16 protein-coding genes and 2 pseudogenes are annotated in these 16,756 nt (G+C 59.1%); 9 read left to right on the top strand and 9 right to left on the bottom strand.

Going from position 1 to position 16,756, the window contains the following annotated elements; genetic code table 11:
- The first annotated feature begins 4 nt into the window (after positions 1–4).
- The 3 genes from arsC to ACYZT2_RS08880 are packed head-to-tail and all read left to right on the top strand — an operon-like array spanning position 5 to position 1,378.
- Positions 5–358: an arsenate reductase (glutaredoxin) gene (gene arsC, locus ACYZT2_RS08890; RefSeq protein ID WP_461971498.1), complete on the top strand. Its 354-nt coding sequence runs from the start codon at positions 5–7 to the stop codon at positions 356–358.
- Positions 355–951 (top strand): NAD(P)H:quinone oxidoreductase, encoded by a 597-nt coding sequence (gene wrbA / locus ACYZT2_RS08885; protein ID WP_461971497.1) that lies wholly within the window; start codon positions 355–357, stop codon positions 949–951. The genes arsC and wrbA overlap by 4 nt, the downstream gene beginning before the upstream one ends.
- A 1-nt stretch (position 952) precedes the next feature.
- Positions 953–1,378, top strand: a complete 426-nt coding sequence (locus tag ACYZT2_RS08880) for a DUF2069 domain-containing protein (RefSeq protein ID WP_038979465.1) — start codon at positions 953–955, stop codon at positions 1,376–1,378.
- 100 nt (positions 1,379–1,478) lie between these two features.
- On the opposite strand, the gene ACYZT2_RS08875 is transcribed toward ACYZT2_RS08880, so the two are convergent.
- Both ACYZT2_RS08875 and ttcA read right to left on the bottom strand, forming a co-directional pair.
- Positions 1,479–2,153, bottom strand: coding sequence for a DNA-3-methyladenine glycosylase I (locus tag ACYZT2_RS08875; protein WP_461971496.1), 675 nt, complete (start codon positions 2,151–2,153; stop codon positions 1,479–1,481).
- A gap of 131 nt (positions 2,154–2,284) precedes the next feature.
- Entirely contained in the window at positions 2,285–3,109 is an 825-nt protein-coding gene (ttcA, locus tag ACYZT2_RS08870) for a tRNA 2-thiocytidine(32) synthetase TtcA (RefSeq protein WP_461971495.1), read from the bottom strand.
- A 432-nt stretch (positions 3,110–3,541) separates the two neighbouring features.
- On the opposite strand from ttcA, the gene ACYZT2_RS08865 reads away from it, so the two are divergent.
- Complete coding sequence (locus ACYZT2_RS08865; RefSeq protein ID WP_030131100.1) at positions 3,542–4,144, top strand: Yip1 family protein; 603 nt, start codon at positions 3,542–3,544, stop codon at positions 4,142–4,144.
- A 144-nt stretch (positions 4,145–4,288) separates the two neighbouring features.
- Positions 4,289–4,783: a SprT family zinc-dependent metalloprotease gene (locus ACYZT2_RS08860; protein ID WP_008011643.1), complete on the top strand. Its 495-nt coding sequence runs from the start codon at positions 4,289–4,291 to the stop codon at positions 4,781–4,783.
- Between the two features lie 174 nt (positions 4,784–4,957).
- Here ACYZT2_RS08860 and ACYZT2_RS08855 read toward each other — a convergent pair whose 3' ends face one another.
- Positions 4,958–6,139, bottom strand: a complete 1,182-nt coding sequence (locus ACYZT2_RS08855; protein ID WP_461971494.1) for a CaiB/BaiF CoA transferase family protein — start codon at positions 6,137–6,139, stop codon at positions 4,958–4,960.
- A 146-nt stretch (positions 6,140–6,285) separates the two neighbouring features.
- Positions 6,286–7,620, bottom strand: a complete 1,335-nt coding sequence (locus ACYZT2_RS08850; RefSeq protein WP_461971493.1) for a dicarboxylate/amino acid:cation symporter — start codon at positions 7,618–7,620, stop codon at positions 6,286–6,288.
- A 340-nt stretch (positions 7,621–7,960) separates the two neighbouring features.
- On the opposite strand from ACYZT2_RS08850, the gene ACYZT2_RS08845 reads away from it, so the two are divergent.
- A complete protein-coding gene (locus ACYZT2_RS08845; RefSeq protein ID WP_461971492.1) occupies positions 7,961–8,974 on the top strand; it encodes an AraC family transcriptional regulator in 1,014 nt (337 codons plus the stop codon).
- 190 nt (positions 8,975–9,164) lie between these two features.
- Here ACYZT2_RS08845 and ACYZT2_RS08840 read toward each other — a convergent pair whose 3' ends face one another.
- Positions 9,165–10,718 (bottom strand): hypothetical protein, encoded by a 1,554-nt coding sequence (locus ACYZT2_RS08840; RefSeq protein ID WP_461971491.1) that lies wholly within the window; start codon positions 10,716–10,718, stop codon positions 9,165–9,167.
- A gap of 137 nt (positions 10,719–10,855) precedes the next feature.
- Between ACYZT2_RS08840 and ACYZT2_RS08835 the strand changes: the two are divergent.
- Positions 10,856–10,960: pseudogene (locus ACYZT2_RS08835) on the top strand (helix-turn-helix domain-containing protein); the annotation flags it as partial.
- Positions 10,961–11,068: 108 nt separating this feature from the next.
- On the opposite strand, the gene ACYZT2_RS08830 reads toward ACYZT2_RS08835, so the two are convergent.
- From ACYZT2_RS08830 to ACYZT2_RS08815, 4 genes are all read right to left on the bottom strand, one after another.
- Positions 11,069–11,428, bottom strand: coding sequence for a DUF6124 family protein (locus tag ACYZT2_RS08830; protein WP_461971490.1), 360 nt, complete (start codon positions 11,426–11,428; stop codon positions 11,069–11,071).
- 505 nt (positions 11,429–11,933) lie between these two features.
- Complete coding sequence (locus ACYZT2_RS08825) at positions 11,934–13,280, bottom strand: ATP-binding protein (RefSeq protein WP_461971489.1); 1,347 nt, start codon at positions 13,278–13,280, stop codon at positions 11,934–11,936.
- Positions 13,277–13,954 carry a response regulator gene (locus tag ACYZT2_RS08820; protein WP_461971488.1) on the bottom strand — a complete coding sequence of 226 codons (678 nt, stop codon included), beginning with the start codon at positions 13,952–13,954 and terminating at the stop codon, positions 13,277–13,279. The genes ACYZT2_RS08825 and ACYZT2_RS08820 overlap by 4 nt, the downstream gene beginning before the upstream one ends.
- 268 nt (positions 13,955–14,222) lie before the next feature.
- Positions 14,223–14,825 carry a hypothetical protein gene (locus ACYZT2_RS08815; protein ID WP_461971486.1) on the bottom strand — a complete coding sequence of 201 codons (603 nt, stop codon included), beginning with the start codon at positions 14,823–14,825 and terminating at the stop codon, positions 14,223–14,225.
- 147 nt (positions 14,826–14,972) lie between these two features.
- On the opposite strand from ACYZT2_RS08815, the pseudogene ACYZT2_RS08810 reads away from it, so the two are divergent.
- Positions 14,973–15,763 (top strand): annotated as a pseudogene (locus ACYZT2_RS08810) (dienelactone hydrolase family protein).
- A gap of 163 nt (positions 15,764–15,926) precedes the next feature.
- Positions 15,927–16,652, top strand: coding sequence for a 4'-phosphopantetheinyl transferase family protein (locus ACYZT2_RS08805; protein ID WP_461971485.1), 726 nt, complete (start codon positions 15,927–15,929; stop codon positions 16,650–16,652).
- Positions 16,653–16,756 lie beyond the last annotated feature (104 nt).

Here is a 16,756-nt window from a genome sequence, read left to right as displayed (position 1 = left end):
GCACATGACCGATCTGACGCTTTATCACAACCCGCGCTGCTCGAAATCCCGCGGTGCGCTCGAACTGCTCCAAGGTCGTGGCGTGGCCCCGACCGTGGTCCGCTACCTGGAAACCCCGCTGGACGCCGCGCAAATCCAGAGCCTGCTGAGCAAGCTCGGCATCAGCGCCCGGCAATTGCTGCGCACCGGCGAGGACGAGTACAAAACCCTCAACCTGGCCGACAACAGTTTGAGCGAGGCGCAATTGATCGCTGCCATTGCCGCACACCCGAAACTCATGGAGCGACCGATTCTCGAAGTTGGCGACAAAGCCATCATCGGCCGCCCGCCGGAGAATGTGCTGGAGTTGCTGCCGTGAGTGCGCCGTATATTTTGGTGCTGTATTACAGCCGCAGCGGCTCGACCAATGAAATGGCCCGGCAGATTGCCCGTGGTGTCGAGCAGGCCGGCCTGGAAGCCCGGTTGCGCACGGTGCCGGCGATCTCCACCGAGTGCGAAGCCGTGTCGCCGGACCTTCCCGATGAAGGCGCGCTGTACGCCAGCCTCGACGACTTGAAGAACTGCGCCGGCCTGGCCCTCGGCAGCCCGACCCGCTTCGGCAACATGGCCGCACCGTTAAAATACTTTCTCGATGGCACCAGCAATCTGTGGCTGACCGGCGCCCTGGTGGGCAAACCGGCCGGCGTCTTCACCTCCACCGCGAGCCTGCACGGCGGCCAGGAGACCACGCTGCTGTCGATGATGTTGCCGTTGCTGCACCACGGCATGCTGATCACCGGCCTGCCTTACAGCGAGTCGGCGCTGCTGGAAACCCGTGGCGGTGGCACGCCTTATGGCGCCAGCCATCACGCCGGTGCCGATGGCAAAAGCGGTTTGAATGAACACGAAGTTGCGCTGTGCCGGGCCTTGGGCCTGCGGTTGGCGAAGACTGCGCAAAAGTTGGTGAGCTGACATGGCCAAAAAGCCGAAGATTCTGCCTTCCATCGAATGGCTCGAACCGCGAGTACGGGCGATGCGCGTCATCAGTCTGCTGTGCTTTTTCGGCCTGGTGGGACTGCTCTGCGTCTACTATCTGGTATTCGCCGACCTGCATGGCGCGCGGCCGTGGGTGATTCTGCTGATCGAACTGGTGCCGCTATTGCTGATGGCGCCGGGGATGATCGTCGGCAGCGCCCGCGGGCATTCGTGGATGTGTTTTGTGGTGAACCTGTATTTCATGAAGGGCGCATTGGCCGCCTATGACCCGAACCGGCAGTTGTTCGGTTTACTGGAGATGGGCGCGAGCCTGGCGGTGTTCTGCTCGGCAATGTTGTATGTGCGGTGGCGGTTTCAGTTGAATCGCAAGTTGGCGGGTGAAGGCGAGACCTCCGTCGCCTGATACACCGCTATCGCGAGCAGGCTCGCTCCCACATTGGATTAGTGTCGTTCACAAATCCCCTGTGGGAGCGAGCCTGCTCGCGATAGCGGGCAACTCGGTCTCAATGATTCACTGTGTAAGCCAGCATCATCGAAATCTGGCTCATCGGCCGTCCACCGCTCTCTTTATGCCACTGGTTGAACGCATTCTGCACCGAGGCCAGGTCCCGCAAACTGGTCGGCACCTTGTCGACGATCTTCTGCGCACTCAGCGCCGCCACTACGTCATAGCTCGGCACGAAGGTATCCTTCCCCACCATGCGCAAGAATCGCGGTGCCGATAACCCGCCCAACTGATGCCCGTGTTTTTTCAGGTAGGTCCACAAACCGACGATATCGGTCACCGGCCATTCGGCGATCAACGCGCCAAAACTGCCCTTCTCATGGGCCACGTCCAGAATGAACTGCGCATTGCGTGGCACGCTCTTGAGCTTGCCTAGGTGGCGAATGATTCGCGCGTCCTGCATCAGGCGCTCAAGATGCTCGGCGCTCATCAGTACGACTTTTTCCGGGTCGAACTTGAAGAACACTTCTTCGAACGCCGGCCACTTGGCGTCCACCAGGCTGTGCTTGAGCCCGGCGCGGAATACCCGCAACGCCATGGTCGAGAGGTAGCGGTCGTCACTGATCTTGCGCAATTGCGCCGGGGTCTTGGGAACGGGCAGATGGGCTTCCAGTTCAGCCGCCGAACCGAAGCGGTTCAAGCAGTATTCGTTCAGCCACTTGTAGTCGCGCATGCCCTCTCCTGAGGATTGAAGCAAAAAACCAACTGTGGGAGCGAGCCTGCTCGCGATGGCGCCGTATCAGTCAACACTGATGTGTCTGACAGAACGCTATCGCGAGCAGGCTCGCTCCCACACAATTTGTGTCAGAGATTGACCACGTTGACGAACCGCGATGCGGCGGTTTCATCGATGCGCAGGTTGGTGAAGTCAAACAGATTGCGGTCCGCCAGTTGCGACGGGATCACGTTCTGCAAGCTGCGAAAAATGCTTTCGGTACGGCCCGGCGTCTTGTGCTCCCACTCCTGCAACATCTCTTTAACCACCTGGCGCTGCAGGTTTTCCTGGGAGCCGCAGAGGTTGCACGGGATGATCGGGAATTGCTTGAAGTCCGAGTAAGCCTGAATGTCTTTTTCGTTGCAGTACGCCAGCGGGCGGATCACGACGTTGCGACCGTCGTCAGCGCGCAGCTTCGGCGGCATGGCCTTGAGCGAACCGTTGAAGAACATGTTCAGGAAGAATGTCTCGACGATGTCGTCGCGGTGATGACCGAGGGCCATTTTGGTCGCGCCGATTTCATCGGCAAAAGTGTAGAGCGTGCCGCGACGCAGGCGCGAGCACAGCGAGCAGGTGGTTTTTCCCTCAGGAATAAGCTCCTTGACCACGGAATAGGTGTCTTTTTCGACGATGTGGTATTCGATGCCCAGTTCTTTGAGGTAAGCCGGCAGCACGTGCTCGGGAAAGCCTGGCTGCTTCTGGTCCATGTTCACGGCCACGATGTCGAATTTGATCGGGGCGACCTTCTGCAAATGCATCAGCACGTCGAGCATGGTGTAGCTGTCCTTGCCACCGGACAGGCAGACCATGACCTTGTCGCCATCTTCAATCATGTTGAAATCGGCGACAGCCTCACCCGCCTGGCGGCGAAGGCGCTTTTGCAGTTTGTTCTGGTTGACCGTAAGAGTGCCCATGACGCGAAATCCGTGAGGTGTGACGAAAGGCCGGCATTTTACGCAAAAACCCTTTCGGGGCGAAGAGGCCGGAGAATCGCAATCCCCGTAGGAGCTGCCGAAGGCTGCGATCTTTTGATTTGGGCTATTTCAACACCACTGAAGATCAAGATCAAAAGATCGCAGCCTTCGGCAGCTCCTACGAGATCCCGGTACATATCCATGATCTTCAACCAATTCAGTACCGGCGAAGATCAACTTCCAATGCATTTGCGCGATTAACAAGGTGCTTTACAGCGCGATTTGCTCTAAGCCCCTCGCACTATTACCGGTAACTCCTTTCTATACTGCGGCATAAGGTCGCACACGTATTCAGACCTGTACTTACCTGGCCACTTTGGCCCGTAAGCGCTCCGCTGGGGGGCGATGGCAACAACAAGAGGAGTGACTGGCATGATCCATCACGTAGTGGGGCTCTTCACCCACCCTGACCAGGAATGGAAAGAAATCCGTGGCGACCAGGAGGAAAGCATCAGCCACATGTACCTCACGCACACCCTGATTCTGGCGGCGATCCCTGCCGTGTCGGCGTTTATTGGCACCACGCAGGTCGGCTGGGTCATTGGTAATCGAGCGCCGGTGATGCTGACCATGGAAAGCGCGCTGTGGATGACCATCATGTCGTACCTGGCGATGCTCGGCGGTGTTGCGGTGATGGGGGCTTTCATCCATTGGATGGCCCGCACCTATGACGCCAACCCGAGCCTGGCACGCTGTGTCGCGTTCGCCACGTACACCGCGACACCACTGTTCATCGGCGGTCTGGCGGCGCTGTACCCGCACATGTGGCTGGGAATGATCGTCGGCACCGCAGCCATCTGCTACACGGTGTACCTGCTGTATGTGGGCCTGCCCACGTTCATGAATATTCCTTCGGACGAGGGATTCCTGTTTTCAAGCTCGGTGCTCGCCGTAGGACTGGTGGTGCTGGTGGCTATCATGGCGTTCACGGTAATTGTCTGGGGACTCGGCGTGGGGCCGGTCTATACCAATTAGCAACACACCCACCAAAAACAAGATCTGCCAACACAGGCCGCCGCAAGGCGGCCTTCTAATGCGGGCAACGACCATTCGGCGCCTGAGCGATTCGCAAGTCCCGAGGGTTGCGGCATACTCGACGTCTCTGGAGATCCATCAAGCATGCCCGAGCAACTCAATACCCGCGTCGAAGACTGTTTCCAACAAGCCGAATCCTTTTTCAAACGACCTTTCAAACGCCCCGTGGTGAGCCTCAAGCTGCGCGGGCAAAAAGCCGGTGTCGCGCATTTGCACGAGAACCTGCTGCGCTTCAATCCGCAGCTGTACCGGGAAAACACCGAAGACTTCCTCAAGCAGACCGTGGCGCATGAAGTCGCGCACCTGATCGCCCATCAACTGTTCGGCGACCGCATCCAGCCCCATGGTGAAGAGTGGCAACTGATCATGCGCGGTGTTTACGAACTGCCGCCCAACCGCTGCCACACCTACGACGTCAAACGCCGCAGCGTGACCCGCTACATCTATAAATGCCCGTGCGCCGACAGCGATTTCCCGTTTTCAGCGCAGCGTCATGGTTTGGTGAGGCAGGGGCGACGGTATTTGTGTCGGCGGTGCAGGAGCACATTGGTGTTTAGTGGGGAGATGCGGGTCGAATAGCGGATTTTGTGGTGTGCGTGCCGACGCCATCGCGAGCAGGCTCGCTCCCACATTGATCTGCGGCGTTCCCAAATAATGGCTCGCTCCCACATTGATCTGCGGCGTTCCAAAATAATGTTCACAACAGATCCCCCTGTGGGAGCGAGCCTGCTCGCGATGGCGTCTAACCAGTCACTACATAACCACCCTGGCACGGCGCAACTCCTCGATCCGCTCAACACTAAACCCCAACGCCCCCAACACCTGATCCGTATGCTCCCCCACCCCCGCCCCGATATGCCGCGGCTCAGGCAACCCATTCGAGAACTTCAACGGGCAAGCCATCTGCGCCTGAGTCGAACCATCGCCCCTCGGCACCTCAACCACTAATTCCCGTGCGTTCAACTGCGGATGCCGCACCGCTTCGCCCAGGCTCAACACCGGCTCGACGCACGCATCGACCCCGGCAAACAGTTCACACAACTGGGCAAAGTCGTATTTTTCGAATTCAACTTTCAACGCCTCCTTGAGCGCCTGTTGCCGGGCCGGTTCGGGTGACAGCCCCTGAGCTGCCAGTTCCGGCCGGCCCAACGCCGTGCAGAGTTGCTGCATGAACGCCGGCTCCAGACTGCCCACCGACAACCAGCGTCCATCGCGCGAGCGGTAGTAATCGTAGAAGCTGCCCCCATTGAGCATCTGCTCTTCCCTGCCCGGCTCCACGCCACAGGCCAGGTACCCGGCACCGGCCATGGCGTTCAGGCTGAAAGCGCAGTCAGTCATGCTCACATCCAGATATTCCCCCTGCCCTGTCTGCTGCCGCGCGATCACCGCCGCCAGCAGGCCGATCACCCCGTGCAGCGAGCCACCCGCGACATCCGCCACCTGCATGCCCAACGGCACTGGGCCGCTGTCGGCGCGGCCGGTGTAGCTCGAAAGCCCCGCCAACGCCAGGTAGTTGATGTCGTGGCCGGCGCGGTCCTTGTAGGGGCCGGTCTGGCCATACCCGGTGATCGACACATAAATCAGCTTCGGGTTGATCGCCTTCAAGGCTTCATACCCCAAACCGAGCCGGTCCATCACGCCGGGACGAAACTGCTCCAGCACGATGTCGTGGTCCTGCAGCAACTGCTTGATCACCTCCAGCGCCTCGGGCTGCTTGAGGTCCAGCGCCAGGCTACGCTTGTTGCGATTGAGGTACGCGTGGCTGGCCGACACGCCTTGATCATGCGGCGGCAATACTCGCAGCAGGTCCATGCGGGTCGGCGATTCGATGCGCAGCACCTCGGCGCCCATGTCTGCCAGCAGCAACGAGGCGAACGGCCCCGGCAGCAGTGTCGAGAAATCCAGAACCTTGAGTGATGCCAGCGGACCGAGCATAAGTGTTCTCCAGTGCGATCCCCCAAGCCTAGGCAGCCGAGGACATTACGGCAATCACCTGATGCGTCAGTGGCGGTGACCGTTGCGCTCAAATCGCACCCATTAAAAAACCCGCCGAAGCGGGTTTTTTAATGCAGCCAGAGTACTTACTTGACGCTGGCCGGGGTTGGGCCTTCAGCCACACCCAGGTCGTCTACTTCACGCTCGTCGGAGATACCGCGACCGCCGGAAGCCAGCTCGGTTTGCAGCGTGTCTTCGTCCAGCTCTTTCACCCACTTGGCGACCACGATGGTGGCCACGGCGTTACCAACAAGGTTGGTCAGCGCACGGGCTTCGGACATGAAACGGTCGATACCGAGGATCAGCGCCAGACCGGCAACCGGCAGGGAGCCAACGGCGGACAGGGTGGCAGCCAACACGATGAAACCACTACCGGTCACACCAGCGGCGCCCTTGGAGGACAACAGCAGCACCAGCAGCAAGGTGATCTGGGCAGTGAGGTCCATTGGGGTGTCAGTCGCCTGAGCGATGAACACTGCCGCCATGGTCAGGTAGATCGATGTACCGTCGAGGTTGAACGAGTAGCCAGTCGGAATCACCAGACCCACAACCGATTTCTGCGCACCCAGACGTTCCATCTTGATCAGCATGCGTGGCAGCGCGGATTCCGAAGAGGAAGTACCCAGCACGATCAGCAGTTCTTCACGGATGTAGCGAATCAGTTTGATGACGCTGAAACCGTGCGCGCGGCAGATGGCGCCCAGTACCAGAAGCACGAACAGGATGCAGGTGATGTAGAAGCAGATCATCAGCTGACCGAGTTGCACCAGCGAACCGACACCGTAGGCACCGATGGTGAAGGCCATTGCACCGAACGCGCCGACTGGAGCGAGCTTCATGATCATGTTGATGATGTTGAACATCACGTGAGCGAAGCGATCGATGAAGTCCAGCACCGGTTTGCCATAGGCACCCAGGCGATGCAGGGCGAAACCGAAGATCACCGAGAACATCAGCACTTGCAGGATGTCGCCGTTGGCGAAGGCGCCGACGATGGTGTTCGGGATTACGTTGAGGATAAAGGCAATGATGCTCTGGTCTTTACCGGCGGAGATGAAGCCAGCGATTTTGCTGGTGTCCAGGGTCGTCACGTCGATGTGCATGCCGGCGCCCGGTTGCACGACGTTGACCACGACCAGACCGATCAGCAAGGCAATGGTGGAGACGATTTCGAAGTACAGCAGCGCATAGCCGCCGGTCTTGCCGACCGATTTCATGTTCTGCATGCCGGCGATACCACTGACGACGGTACAGAAGATGATCGGTGCGATGACCATTTTGATCAGTTTGATGAACCCGTCACCCAGCGGCTTGAGGGCTACACCAGTCTGCGGGTAGAAGTGACCGAGCAGGATGCCGATAGCGATGGCAACGATCACCTGGAAGTACAGGGATTTATACAGTGGCTGACGAGTCGTCATTGCAAAGTTCCTCAAGAGTGCCTCAGTAACAACATCCGTCTGTTGTCCCTGACACCTCAATTGCGAACCCTCCTGCACTGGAGGGATTTGTTTTGTCGAGCTGCGCGACGGCAGACCTCTGCGGCTTGTATCGCAAGCCCCGTGCCACCTTCGAAAAAAACCCTGCCAGCCTTGTGACATCAAGGGTTACAGGTTTTTCTTCGTCACCCATCAGTTACAACGATGTGGCGGATTTCCGCCCAGCATCCAAACCTCGTCCTGCAATTTGGCGGATATCCGCCTTGTCCATCGTCAACGGGCACCGCTACCATCCAGTGCTCAGTGGACGGACCTGCCCTCTATGCGCGAACGCACCATCGCCAGCCACTTCGCCCGCGCCGCCCTCGGTGGCGCGCGTCGGCGTGGCTACGACTATTCGAGTCTGTTGCGGCAACTGGGGATCAGCCCCGAGTTGCTCGAGGAGCCGCGCGCCCGAATCGCACCCGAGCAGTTCACCCGATTGATCCAGGGGTTGTGGCTGGCCCTGGACGACGAATACCTGGGCTTCGGGCAGGCCCCGAGCAAACCCGGCAGCTTCGCGATGATGTGCCACGCGGTGATCCACTGCCGCACGCTGGAGAAAGCGCTCAATCGCGGTTTATTGTTTTACAGCCTGTTCCCCGGCGCGCCGCGTCTGACGCTGAGCCGCGAAGGCGACCTGGTTCGCCTGAGCCTGGACGATTCGCCGCTGTGGGACCCGGACCATTTCCTCAGCGAAAGCCTGTTGGTGATCTGGCATCGGTTCGGCAGTTGGCTGATCGGCCAGCGCATTCGTCTGGAGCAGGCCACGTTCAGCTACCCGAAGCCTGAGCACGGGGCCGAATACGACTTGCTGTTTTCTTGCCCGCTGAGCTTTTCCAGCGTAAAGAGCACAGCGACGCAAAGCAGTCTGTTATTTCACAGTCGCTACCTGAACATGCCGCTGTTGCAGGACGAACGCACCCTCAAGCACTTTCTCGAACGCTCCCCCGCCGACCTGCTATCGCGCCCCGACGAAGGCGACAGCCTGAGCAGCCAGTTGCGGCGCTTGCTCAGCCGCGACAGTGCGCGCTGGCCGGACCTGGAAGCGGTGGCCGCGCACCTGCACATCAGCCCGCAAACCTTGCGTCGGCATTTGCGCGAAGAAGGCACGAGTTTTCAGGAATTGAAGGATCAGCTGCGGCGGGACATTGCGATTTATCATCTGGGACGCGCGGATCTGTCGTTGCAACAGATTGCCGAGCAACTGGGGTTTTCCGAGCCTTCGGCGTTTCACCGGGCGTTCAAGAAATGGACGGGGTTGACGCCGGGGGCCTATCGCGCTCAGGAGCTTTAGGATCAAAAGATCGCAGCCTGCGGCAGCTCCTACAGGGGATTGCGTCTCGACCGTGATATTGCGGCGAACACCGAATCTGGAGCTGCCGCAGGCTGCGATCTTTTGATTTTTGCGGATCGAGGTTATCCCGCGCCCGATTGACTGCCGACTCACCGAGCATGAATCCCCAGCAGGGGTCGCGATGCGAGCTCTATATAACAAACTGGAAATTATCTACTACTAAATTGGTGCCGAATCCTGGACTGGTTACATGCTCAGCTTCGAGACGGATTATGCCAGGTATGGAAAAAATCAAAGTAAACCACTTGGCAGTATCAGTATTGAATTCCTGCTTCTCAAGAAGCACTCCTTGGGCACCGTAGGTACGATAGATAAATTTAGTTCCAACCGCACCAGAGAGAACAGTTCCAAACCTAATGGACGAATAGAAAACCTTGAAATCAAATCGGGTGGTACCAGACGTGTTGTGGACTGCATAAAACTGTTTCCCTTTGACGACCCCTGGAATTTCATCCCTATCGTAAATTGCTGCAGCACGGCCAGCACCTGGAAGCACCGTGATAGACATACTCGGCAAATTAACTGTTTCCCCAACAGGAAATTGCATTCCGTCCTGATAAGTCTCGAAGTCTTCGAAAAGAACGGGAGAAATGATCTCCCCAATCACTTGCGCCTCGGCCACTTTGGAAACACCAATGACTTTGCCCCCCCTGCGCTGTTCGTAACTGACCTTCACAATACTATCGGCAATGATCTTGCTATTAGGGATGTCCCAAGAAAATTGCCCCGGCACCTGCGTGATCGGCAACGTGGCTTCATGGCTGGCGACTGGGCTGCCATTCACCAGGGCAGTGAACGTCAGATGGATCTCATCCCCCACGCTCCAGATCTTCTCGACCAGATGGATCAAAGCCCACAATGGCCCGCCGCTCAACTTGGCGAGATCGACGAGGGCTGGATCGTCATTGTTCTCGGTCAGGATCTCTCGAAGGATCGCCTCCTCGAGTTCGACGCGGTCAAGGTGAATGTCCAGCCGCTTCTCCGTGGATTTGGCCCGGTTGCCCAACTGGTCGACAACATAAAATTCGGCCACCGTACTCGGGTTGTTGCCCGCCTTCTGGAACGTGTCGGTGAACAGTGTGTGGGTGATCGGCGCTGTGCCGTCGGGGACGTCGAACCTGACCTGGGTGTCGCCCAACAAAAATTCGATGCGGTCATGGTTGCGCCGGTTGGCATAGGTGAACCCGAACGCCACCCCTTGCGCCGCCCGTTCGGCGCTGACGCCATTCCTGAGCACGTCGGCCGGGATCACCAGATTCAGGTTGTCCGCAGGCCGCAGGTGGTACAGCACCAGCAGATCCCGAGAGATTTCGGAGTTCCCCCCGACACGGGTGACCACATAATGCAGACGGTTGACGCCATGCATCAGGTAACCGTGCGGCAGGTACAGACGCTGGCGCAGTTGTTCCTCCCCCGGCTTGACGATCTGGCCTGCTCCTGGGACGAGATCGCCATTGCAATACAAGTCCACGCGATCATCGACCGCCATAATCCAGGATCGCAGCTGCAGCTCGGTCCAGGGATCGACCAGGCATTCAAGGCCCTGGGCCTGTCCATCGTAAAGGGCTTTGGGAATGCCGCCGTGAGCGCTGTCGGCGGGTTTCACCGGGGACACCCAACCTGGGATGATCACGGGATACAGCACGAACAATTCATTAAACGCGGCGGACTGGATATCCATCATGTTCTCCTGGTGAGGTGGCAAATCCTCAGTCCTCTGGGAACGGAGGCTCATCACACACCAGGCTGGGGGAATCGGCTACTGTCAGATCTGACAGGTTGACGTGCTTTCCGGACGGACGGTCAGTTTTACCGTCGACAGATAATGGCGAGCAGCTGGGGTTTTGCGAGCTTTCGGCGTTTCACCGGGCATTCAAGAAGTGGACGGGGTTGACGCCGGGGGCCTATCGCGCTCAGGAGCTTTAGGATCAAAAGATCGCAGCCTCGTTTCACTCGACAGCTCCTACATGGGTTTTGTATTTCCCTGTAGGAGCTGTCGAGTGAAACGAGGCTGCGATCTTTTGATTTTTCTGGCTAGCCTCGCGGATCGAAGTTATCCAACACCCGGTTGACCGCCAGTTCACCAAGCATGACCACCTGCTGAATCCCCAACATCATGTTGCGATGTGGCATGTCCATCAATCCAGCGAACTCACTGAGCATCATGCTCGCTGACGCCAGGGATGCACAGGCATTGACCAGCAGGGTTTCGTTATCGACCTCGGCACCGACGTGGTAAATGGTGCTGGGTTTGCGCGGGGTGTCTTTGGGAATGACCGGCTTGAGATAGTAATCGAGGGCGCGGTCGGCGGCTTCGTTGAGTTTTTTTGAATCGAGGGATTCGTAGGGGGATGCCGGATCGGTTTCCGGTGGGTTGGGCGTGATCTTGAACATGTGAAGCTCCTTATACCTGATGGAGCCACCAGAACCTGTCGCTAAACAAGTAAGGGTGGCGGCTGTACGCAGGTTAGCGAACCGAGAGGTATAAGACCCGGCAGACCCGAGGGTCTCCCGCGCACAGCCGCCATATCGAAACTGCAGACGTTCGCCTGCTGCAAGACTGAAGTGTTGCGCTTATACCTGGTCGGGTCGCTAAACCCGATCGCTGATTGGCAGCGATGCGGAAACGATAAAGATCAGGGCCAAAGCGCACAAGCCGGCGGATTCTGGCGTAGTCGTAGGCAACGGCGCAAGGATGTGTAGCCTGGGAGAGTATCTGGAAGTGTCGTTTAAACAGTGCTGTTTGGCGGTCTGACACTGAGTCTTGTGTTGGCTGGGCTGGCCTCATCGCGAGCAGGCTCGCTCCCACAGGGGATTGGCTGTGAATGCGGTATTTGTGAACGCCACAGACCCAATGTGGGAGCGAGCCTGCTCGCGATGAGGCCAGCCCTGCCAATCACTAAACCACCGGGAAATGAATCCGGAACGCCGCCCCGCCCATCGCAGAATCCCCCAGCGTCAGCTTGGCGCTGTAGCTTTCGATGATGTCCTTGACCACCGCCAACCCAATCCCCTGCCCCGGATGCTGACGGTCCAGCCGCTCGCCGCGCTCGAGAATCCGCGCGCGCTGTTCCGGTGGCACGCCCGGCCCGTCATCTTCAACGCACAACTCAATCCCGCTGAGGGTTTCGCGCACGCTGATGCGCACTTCGCTCAGGCACAGGCGATAGGCGTTTTCCAGCAGGTTGCCCATCATTTCCAGCAAGGCGCCTTGCTCGATCGGCACGTAGCACTGCTCCAGCAGGTCGAAGGCGACCCGCACGCGTTTGTCGCGGTAGACCTTGTCCAGTGTGTCGCAGAGGCTTTGCAGCACCGGGCGCAGGCGCACCTGGTGTCGCACCAGACCGCTTTTGCGCAGGCTCGCACGTTGCAGTTGATAGCCGATCTGCTGGCTCATGCGCTCGATCTGGGTTTGCAGTACCCAGGCCTGCTCGCGCTCTTGCGGCTTTTGCGCCATGTCTTCGCTGACCCCTTGCAACACCGTCAGCGGGGTTTTCAGGCTGTGAGCCAGGTCGTCGAGGGAATCGCGATAACGGCTGCGCTGCTCACGCTCGCTGTGCAACAAGCGGTTGAGCGAGCCAGTCAGGCGCAGCAATTCACGCGGGTGTTGTTCGCTGAGGCTTTCGCGGGTGCCGCTTTCGATCTGGTCCAGCTCCTGACTGAGCCGGCGCAACGCCTGCAAGCCCCAGGTCAGGCCGATCCACAGCAAGGCGAGCAACACCAGCAAGGCTGCGCCGAAGCCCAGGTAAAGGTTTTCCCGCAGGCCTTCAAGGGTGATTTCGTATTCGCGCACCGGTTGCAGCGCGACGATGCTGAACGCCGCACTTTTGCCGCCCAGCAGTTTGACCTCGACGTCATAGACGAAGAACTCTTCACCATTGGCTTCGCGGATTCTCGCGAACTCGTTACCGCGCCCGTCGTAACGCGGCTTGTAATTGATGTGTTCTTCCTGGGTGGCCTTCGAGCGCCAGACCAGATGAGCTTCCCGGTCATAGATGTAACCGAGCAAACGGCTGTCGGTGAGGTTGAAGCGCTCATCGGGCAACTGTGCCGGCATCTGCAGGCTGTTGTTATCCACCCGCGCGGCGGAGATCAGCGTGGTGACGTCCGACGCCAGGCGCTGCTCGATGGATTCCTGCAACGCCAGGCTGAACGCGCCCTGCATCGCCGGCAACAACGCCAGCATGAACAACACCGCCAGGACCGTGGCGGCGAGCATCAATCGGACACGAAGGGAACGAATCAAGTGCAGCGCTCGTTAAACAGGTAGCCGAGGCCACGCACGGTATCGATCGGTTTGAAGCCGGCCGGGCCTTCAAGTTTGCGGCGCAAGCGGCCGACCAATACCTCGATCACATTCGGATCGCGTTCGTCGTCATCCGGGTAGAGCTGCTCCATCAAGCGGTCCTTGGCCACCACTTGCTGGTGATGCCGCATCAGGTACTCGAGGATTCGGTACTCGTACGCGGTGAGTGCCAGCGGTTGTTCATCAAGGGACGCCTGTTTACGGTTGAGATCCAGCAACAAAGGCCCAGCGACGATGGTCGACTGGGTGAAACCGCTGGAACGGCGCAGCAAGGCATTCAGGCGGGCGTCCAGCTCTTCGAACTGGAACGGCTTGACTACGTAGTCGTCGGCACCGGCGGCGAGACCTTCGACCTTGTCCTGCCAGTTGCCCCGCGCGGTGAGGATCAGGATCGGAAAGGTTTTGCCCAGGGAACGCAACTGACGAATCAGGTCGAGCCCACCCATGCCCGGCAGACCGAGGTCGATCACCGCCAGGTCATGGTTGAACTGCCCGGCCTGGTACAACGCCTCCTCGGCATTGGCCACGGACTCGACCACGTGGCCGCTATCCGTCAGGCGGGTTTGCAGGTGATGGCGCAACAGCGCTTCATCTTCGACGACCAGCAATTTCATAACGCTCTCCTGGGCAAATCAACATCTCCAAAGGACAGTTTTTCGCGCCTCAATGGTTGACAGGGCGAACGCCAGTCATCAGTCAAGCCGCGAAACCTGTGGGAGCGAGCCGGCTCCGGGCGGCGTTCCGACGATAGCGGCGGGTCAGCCAATATTGATGCTGAATTTACCGCCGTCATCGTCGGAACGCCGCCCGGAGCCGGCTCGCTCCCACAAGTTTGCGCACCTTAACTAACTGACCTCGGCGCATACCCTCGCGAAACGCCTTTTAGAAAGCGTAGTTGGCGGACAGGTAGGTCTGGGCGCTGCTGGTCAAGTCCAGCGAACCCTGTTTGCTGCCGCCGCGCTCGCTCATCTCGGTGCTGGCATTGCTGCGCAGGTAACGGTAACCCAGCTCGACCGAGGTGTTTTGCGAAACTTGCTGCAATACACCGACCTGGCCGCCAATGGCGTAACCGATGTCGCTGTCGCGGCTGAAGCCTGGCGATTCCTGGGTCAGTTTGGTCAAACCGGCGGTGGCACCGCCGAACAATTTGGTGCTGCCACCCACCGGATAAAACAGATCGTAGCTGCCCAGCAGGTTTTCCTGACGCAGTTTAATGCCATTGTGCGAGCCCGACACGTTGTCATAAGTGGCGTAGTAGCGGCCCTTGCTGTCTTGCTGGCCCAGACGCACACCCCAGGTGTTGTCCTTGCCGATCACTCCGTCGGCGTTCGGGTGGTTGAGGTTGTCGTTCAGGGCGCTGGATTTTTTAACCTTGTCGCTGGTCTGGCCAAAGGTCAGGCCGGCGAAATTGGTGGTATCGGCGTGGGCCGCCACACTGGCGCCCATCATGGTGAAAGCCAGAAGCAGTTTTTTAAAGGTAGTCATTGGGGAGTTTCCTCATGCGCTATGTGCTTTTTGGGTACGGGGCAAGGTTACTGCCCCCTCCCTGTACTGCCCCTGAACGCACTCTGAACCTGAGCTGAATCAAATCGACTACGCTGTCTGGACGTTTATTAATAAGGAGATTTGATCATGCGTATGTTCCTCGCCCTCGTATTACTGGCTCTGAGCGGGGTCAGCCAGGCTGCCATCCAGACCCAGGAAATCCCCTATCAAAGTGCCGACGGCACAAGCTGATCGGCTATTACGCCTACGACGACGCCATCAAAGGCCCGCGCCCGGGCGTGGTGGTGGTGCATGAGTGGTGGGGCCTCAACGACTACGCCAAGCGCCGCGCCCGTGATCTGGCCGGTCTGGGCTACAGCGCGCTGGCGATCGACATGTTCGGCGATGGCAAGAACACCGAACACGCCAAGGACGCCATGGCTTTCATGCAAGCTGCATTGAAGGACAGCGCAGCGGCCAGTGCGCGGTTTCAGGCCGGGCTCGACTTGCTGAAGAAACAGCCGCAAACAGATCCGGCCAAACTGGCGGCCATCGGCTATTGCTTCGGCGGCAAGGTGGTGCTTGATGCGGCGCGTCAAGGCGTGCCACTGGCAGGCGTGGTGAGCTTCCACGGTGCGCTGGTGACCAATACGCCGGCGACGCCTGGCAGCGTGAAGGCGAAAATCCTGGTGGAGCATGGCGCTCTGGACAGCATGGTCACGGCGGAAAACGTGATGGCATTCAAAGCGGAAATGGACAAGGCCAAGGCCGACTACAAGTTCGTCACCCTCGAAGGCGCCAAGCATGGGTTCAGCAATCCCGAGGCAGATCGTCTGAGCCATGGCGACCACGGCGGGCCGGACATTGGTTACAGCAAGGTCGCGGATGAGAAGTCTTGGGCGGACATGCAGGCGTTTTTCAAGAAGATCTTTGGTTGATCAGGTAGACCGCGGCGCGGCCATCGCGAGCAGGCTCGCTCCCACAGGGGATCTTCGGTGTGGCATAGATCCAATGTGGGAGCGAGCCTGCTCGCGATGGCCGCGCCGCCGGTCTGAACCTTGGGACTACCCAGCCTCAAGGCAACCCGGCAAAATGCCGGTCATGAATCCCGTCCCCGCCCTACCCGCCTGCTGCACCCCACTCGACGCCCATTGGCCGCTGCCGTTTGTGCTGCCTGATACGGTCCTGTTGGGTACCCACTTCGATACCAGGCAACTGGCCAGCGATGATTTCCAGCGCAGCGCCATCGAGCCGCCCGCGAGCATCCAGCGTTCTGTGGCCAAGCGCCAGGCCGAGTTTCTCGCCGGGCGAGTCTGTGCTCGGGCGGCGTTGCAACAACTGGAAGGGCTGAGTTTCATCCCCGCCATCGGCGAAGACCGCGCACCGGTATGGCCAGCGCATATCACCGGCTCGATCACCCACAGCACCGGCCGGGCCGCAGCCATTGTCGCGAACAAGGCGCACTGGCGTGGCTTGGGAATGGACCTGGAAAACCTGCTCGATGCGGAGCGCGCCGAACGCCTGGCCGGGGAAATTCTCACCGGGCCAGAGTTGCAGCGCATGGCTGCCGGGGCTGACGATCAAATGGCAATGCTGGTGACGCTGACGTTTTCGGTGAAGGAAAGCCTGTTCAAGGCGCTCTACCCGATCGTTCAGCAGCGCTTCTATTTCGAACACGCCGAAGTGCTGGAGTGGAACGAGAGTGGTGAAGTGCGGTTGCGGTTGCTGACTGACCTGTCCAGTGAATGGCGTAGCGGCACTGAACTGGAGGCGCAGTTTGCAGTGATGGATGGGCAGTTGTTGAGTCTGGTCAGTATCAAGGCCTGAGGATTTGTGGCGGCCACATGGGCCTCATCGCGAGCAGGCTCGCTCCCACAGTTGATCTCTGTTGTTCACAAAATGTGTGTTCACAGGAGATCCAATGTGGGAGC

It is taken from the genome of Pseudomonas sp. MDT1-85, assembly GCF_054898065.1.
This window is presented reverse-complemented; position numbering and strand designations above follow the sequence as displayed.

What these genes read in the sequence shown, in the direction of transcription:
- ttcA (WP_461971495.1), bottom strand. Translation starts at nt 3,109, where the DNA reads ATGGGCACTCTTACGGTCAACCAGAACAAACTGCAAAAGCGCCTTCGC.
- ACYZT2_RS08845 (WP_461971492.1), top strand. Translation starts at nt 7,961, where the DNA reads ATGCGCGAACGCACCATCGCCAGCCACTTCGCCCGCGCCGCCCTCGGT.
- ACYZT2_RS08855 (WP_461971494.1), bottom strand. Translation starts at nt 6,139, where the DNA reads ATGCTCGGTCCGCTGGCATCACTCAAGGTTCTGGATTTCTCGACACTG.
- ACYZT2_RS08815 (WP_461971486.1), bottom strand. Translation starts at nt 14,825, where the DNA reads ATGACTACCTTTAAAAAACTGCTTCTGGCTTTCACCATGATGGGCGCC.
- ACYZT2_RS08880 (WP_038979465.1), top strand. Translation starts at nt 953, where the DNA reads ATGGCCAAAAAGCCGAAGATTCTGCCTTCCATCGAATGGCTCGAACCG.
- ACYZT2_RS08840 (WP_461971491.1), bottom strand. Translation starts at nt 10,718, where the DNA reads ATGATGGATATCCAGTCCGCCGCGTTTAATGAATTGTTCGTGCTGTAT.
- ACYZT2_RS08805 (WP_461971485.1), top strand. Translation starts at nt 15,927, where the DNA reads ATGAATCCCGTCCCCGCCCTACCCGCCTGCTGCACCCCACTCGACGCC.
- ACYZT2_RS08875 (WP_461971496.1), bottom strand. Translation starts at nt 2,153, where the DNA reads ATGCGCGACTACAAGTGGCTGAACGAATACTGCTTGAACCGCTTCGGT.
- ACYZT2_RS08865 (WP_030131100.1), top strand. Translation starts at nt 3,542, where the DNA reads ATGATCCATCACGTAGTGGGGCTCTTCACCCACCCTGACCAGGAATGG.
- ACYZT2_RS08830 (WP_461971490.1), bottom strand. Translation starts at nt 11,428, where the DNA reads ATGTTCAAGATCACGCCCAACCCACCGGAAACCGATCCGGCATCCCCC.
- ACYZT2_RS08820 (WP_461971488.1), bottom strand. Translation starts at nt 13,954, where the DNA reads ATGAAATTGCTGGTCGTCGAAGATGAAGCGCTGTTGCGCCATCACCTG.
- arsC (WP_461971498.1), top strand. Translation starts at nt 5, where the DNA reads ATGACCGATCTGACGCTTTATCACAACCCGCGCTGCTCGAAATCCCGC.
- ACYZT2_RS08860 (WP_008011643.1), top strand. Translation starts at nt 4,289, where the DNA reads ATGCCCGAGCAACTCAATACCCGCGTCGAAGACTGTTTCCAACAAGCC.
- ACYZT2_RS08850 (WP_461971493.1), bottom strand. Translation starts at nt 7,620, where the DNA reads ATGACGACTCGTCAGCCACTGTATAAATCCCTGTACTTCCAGGTGATC.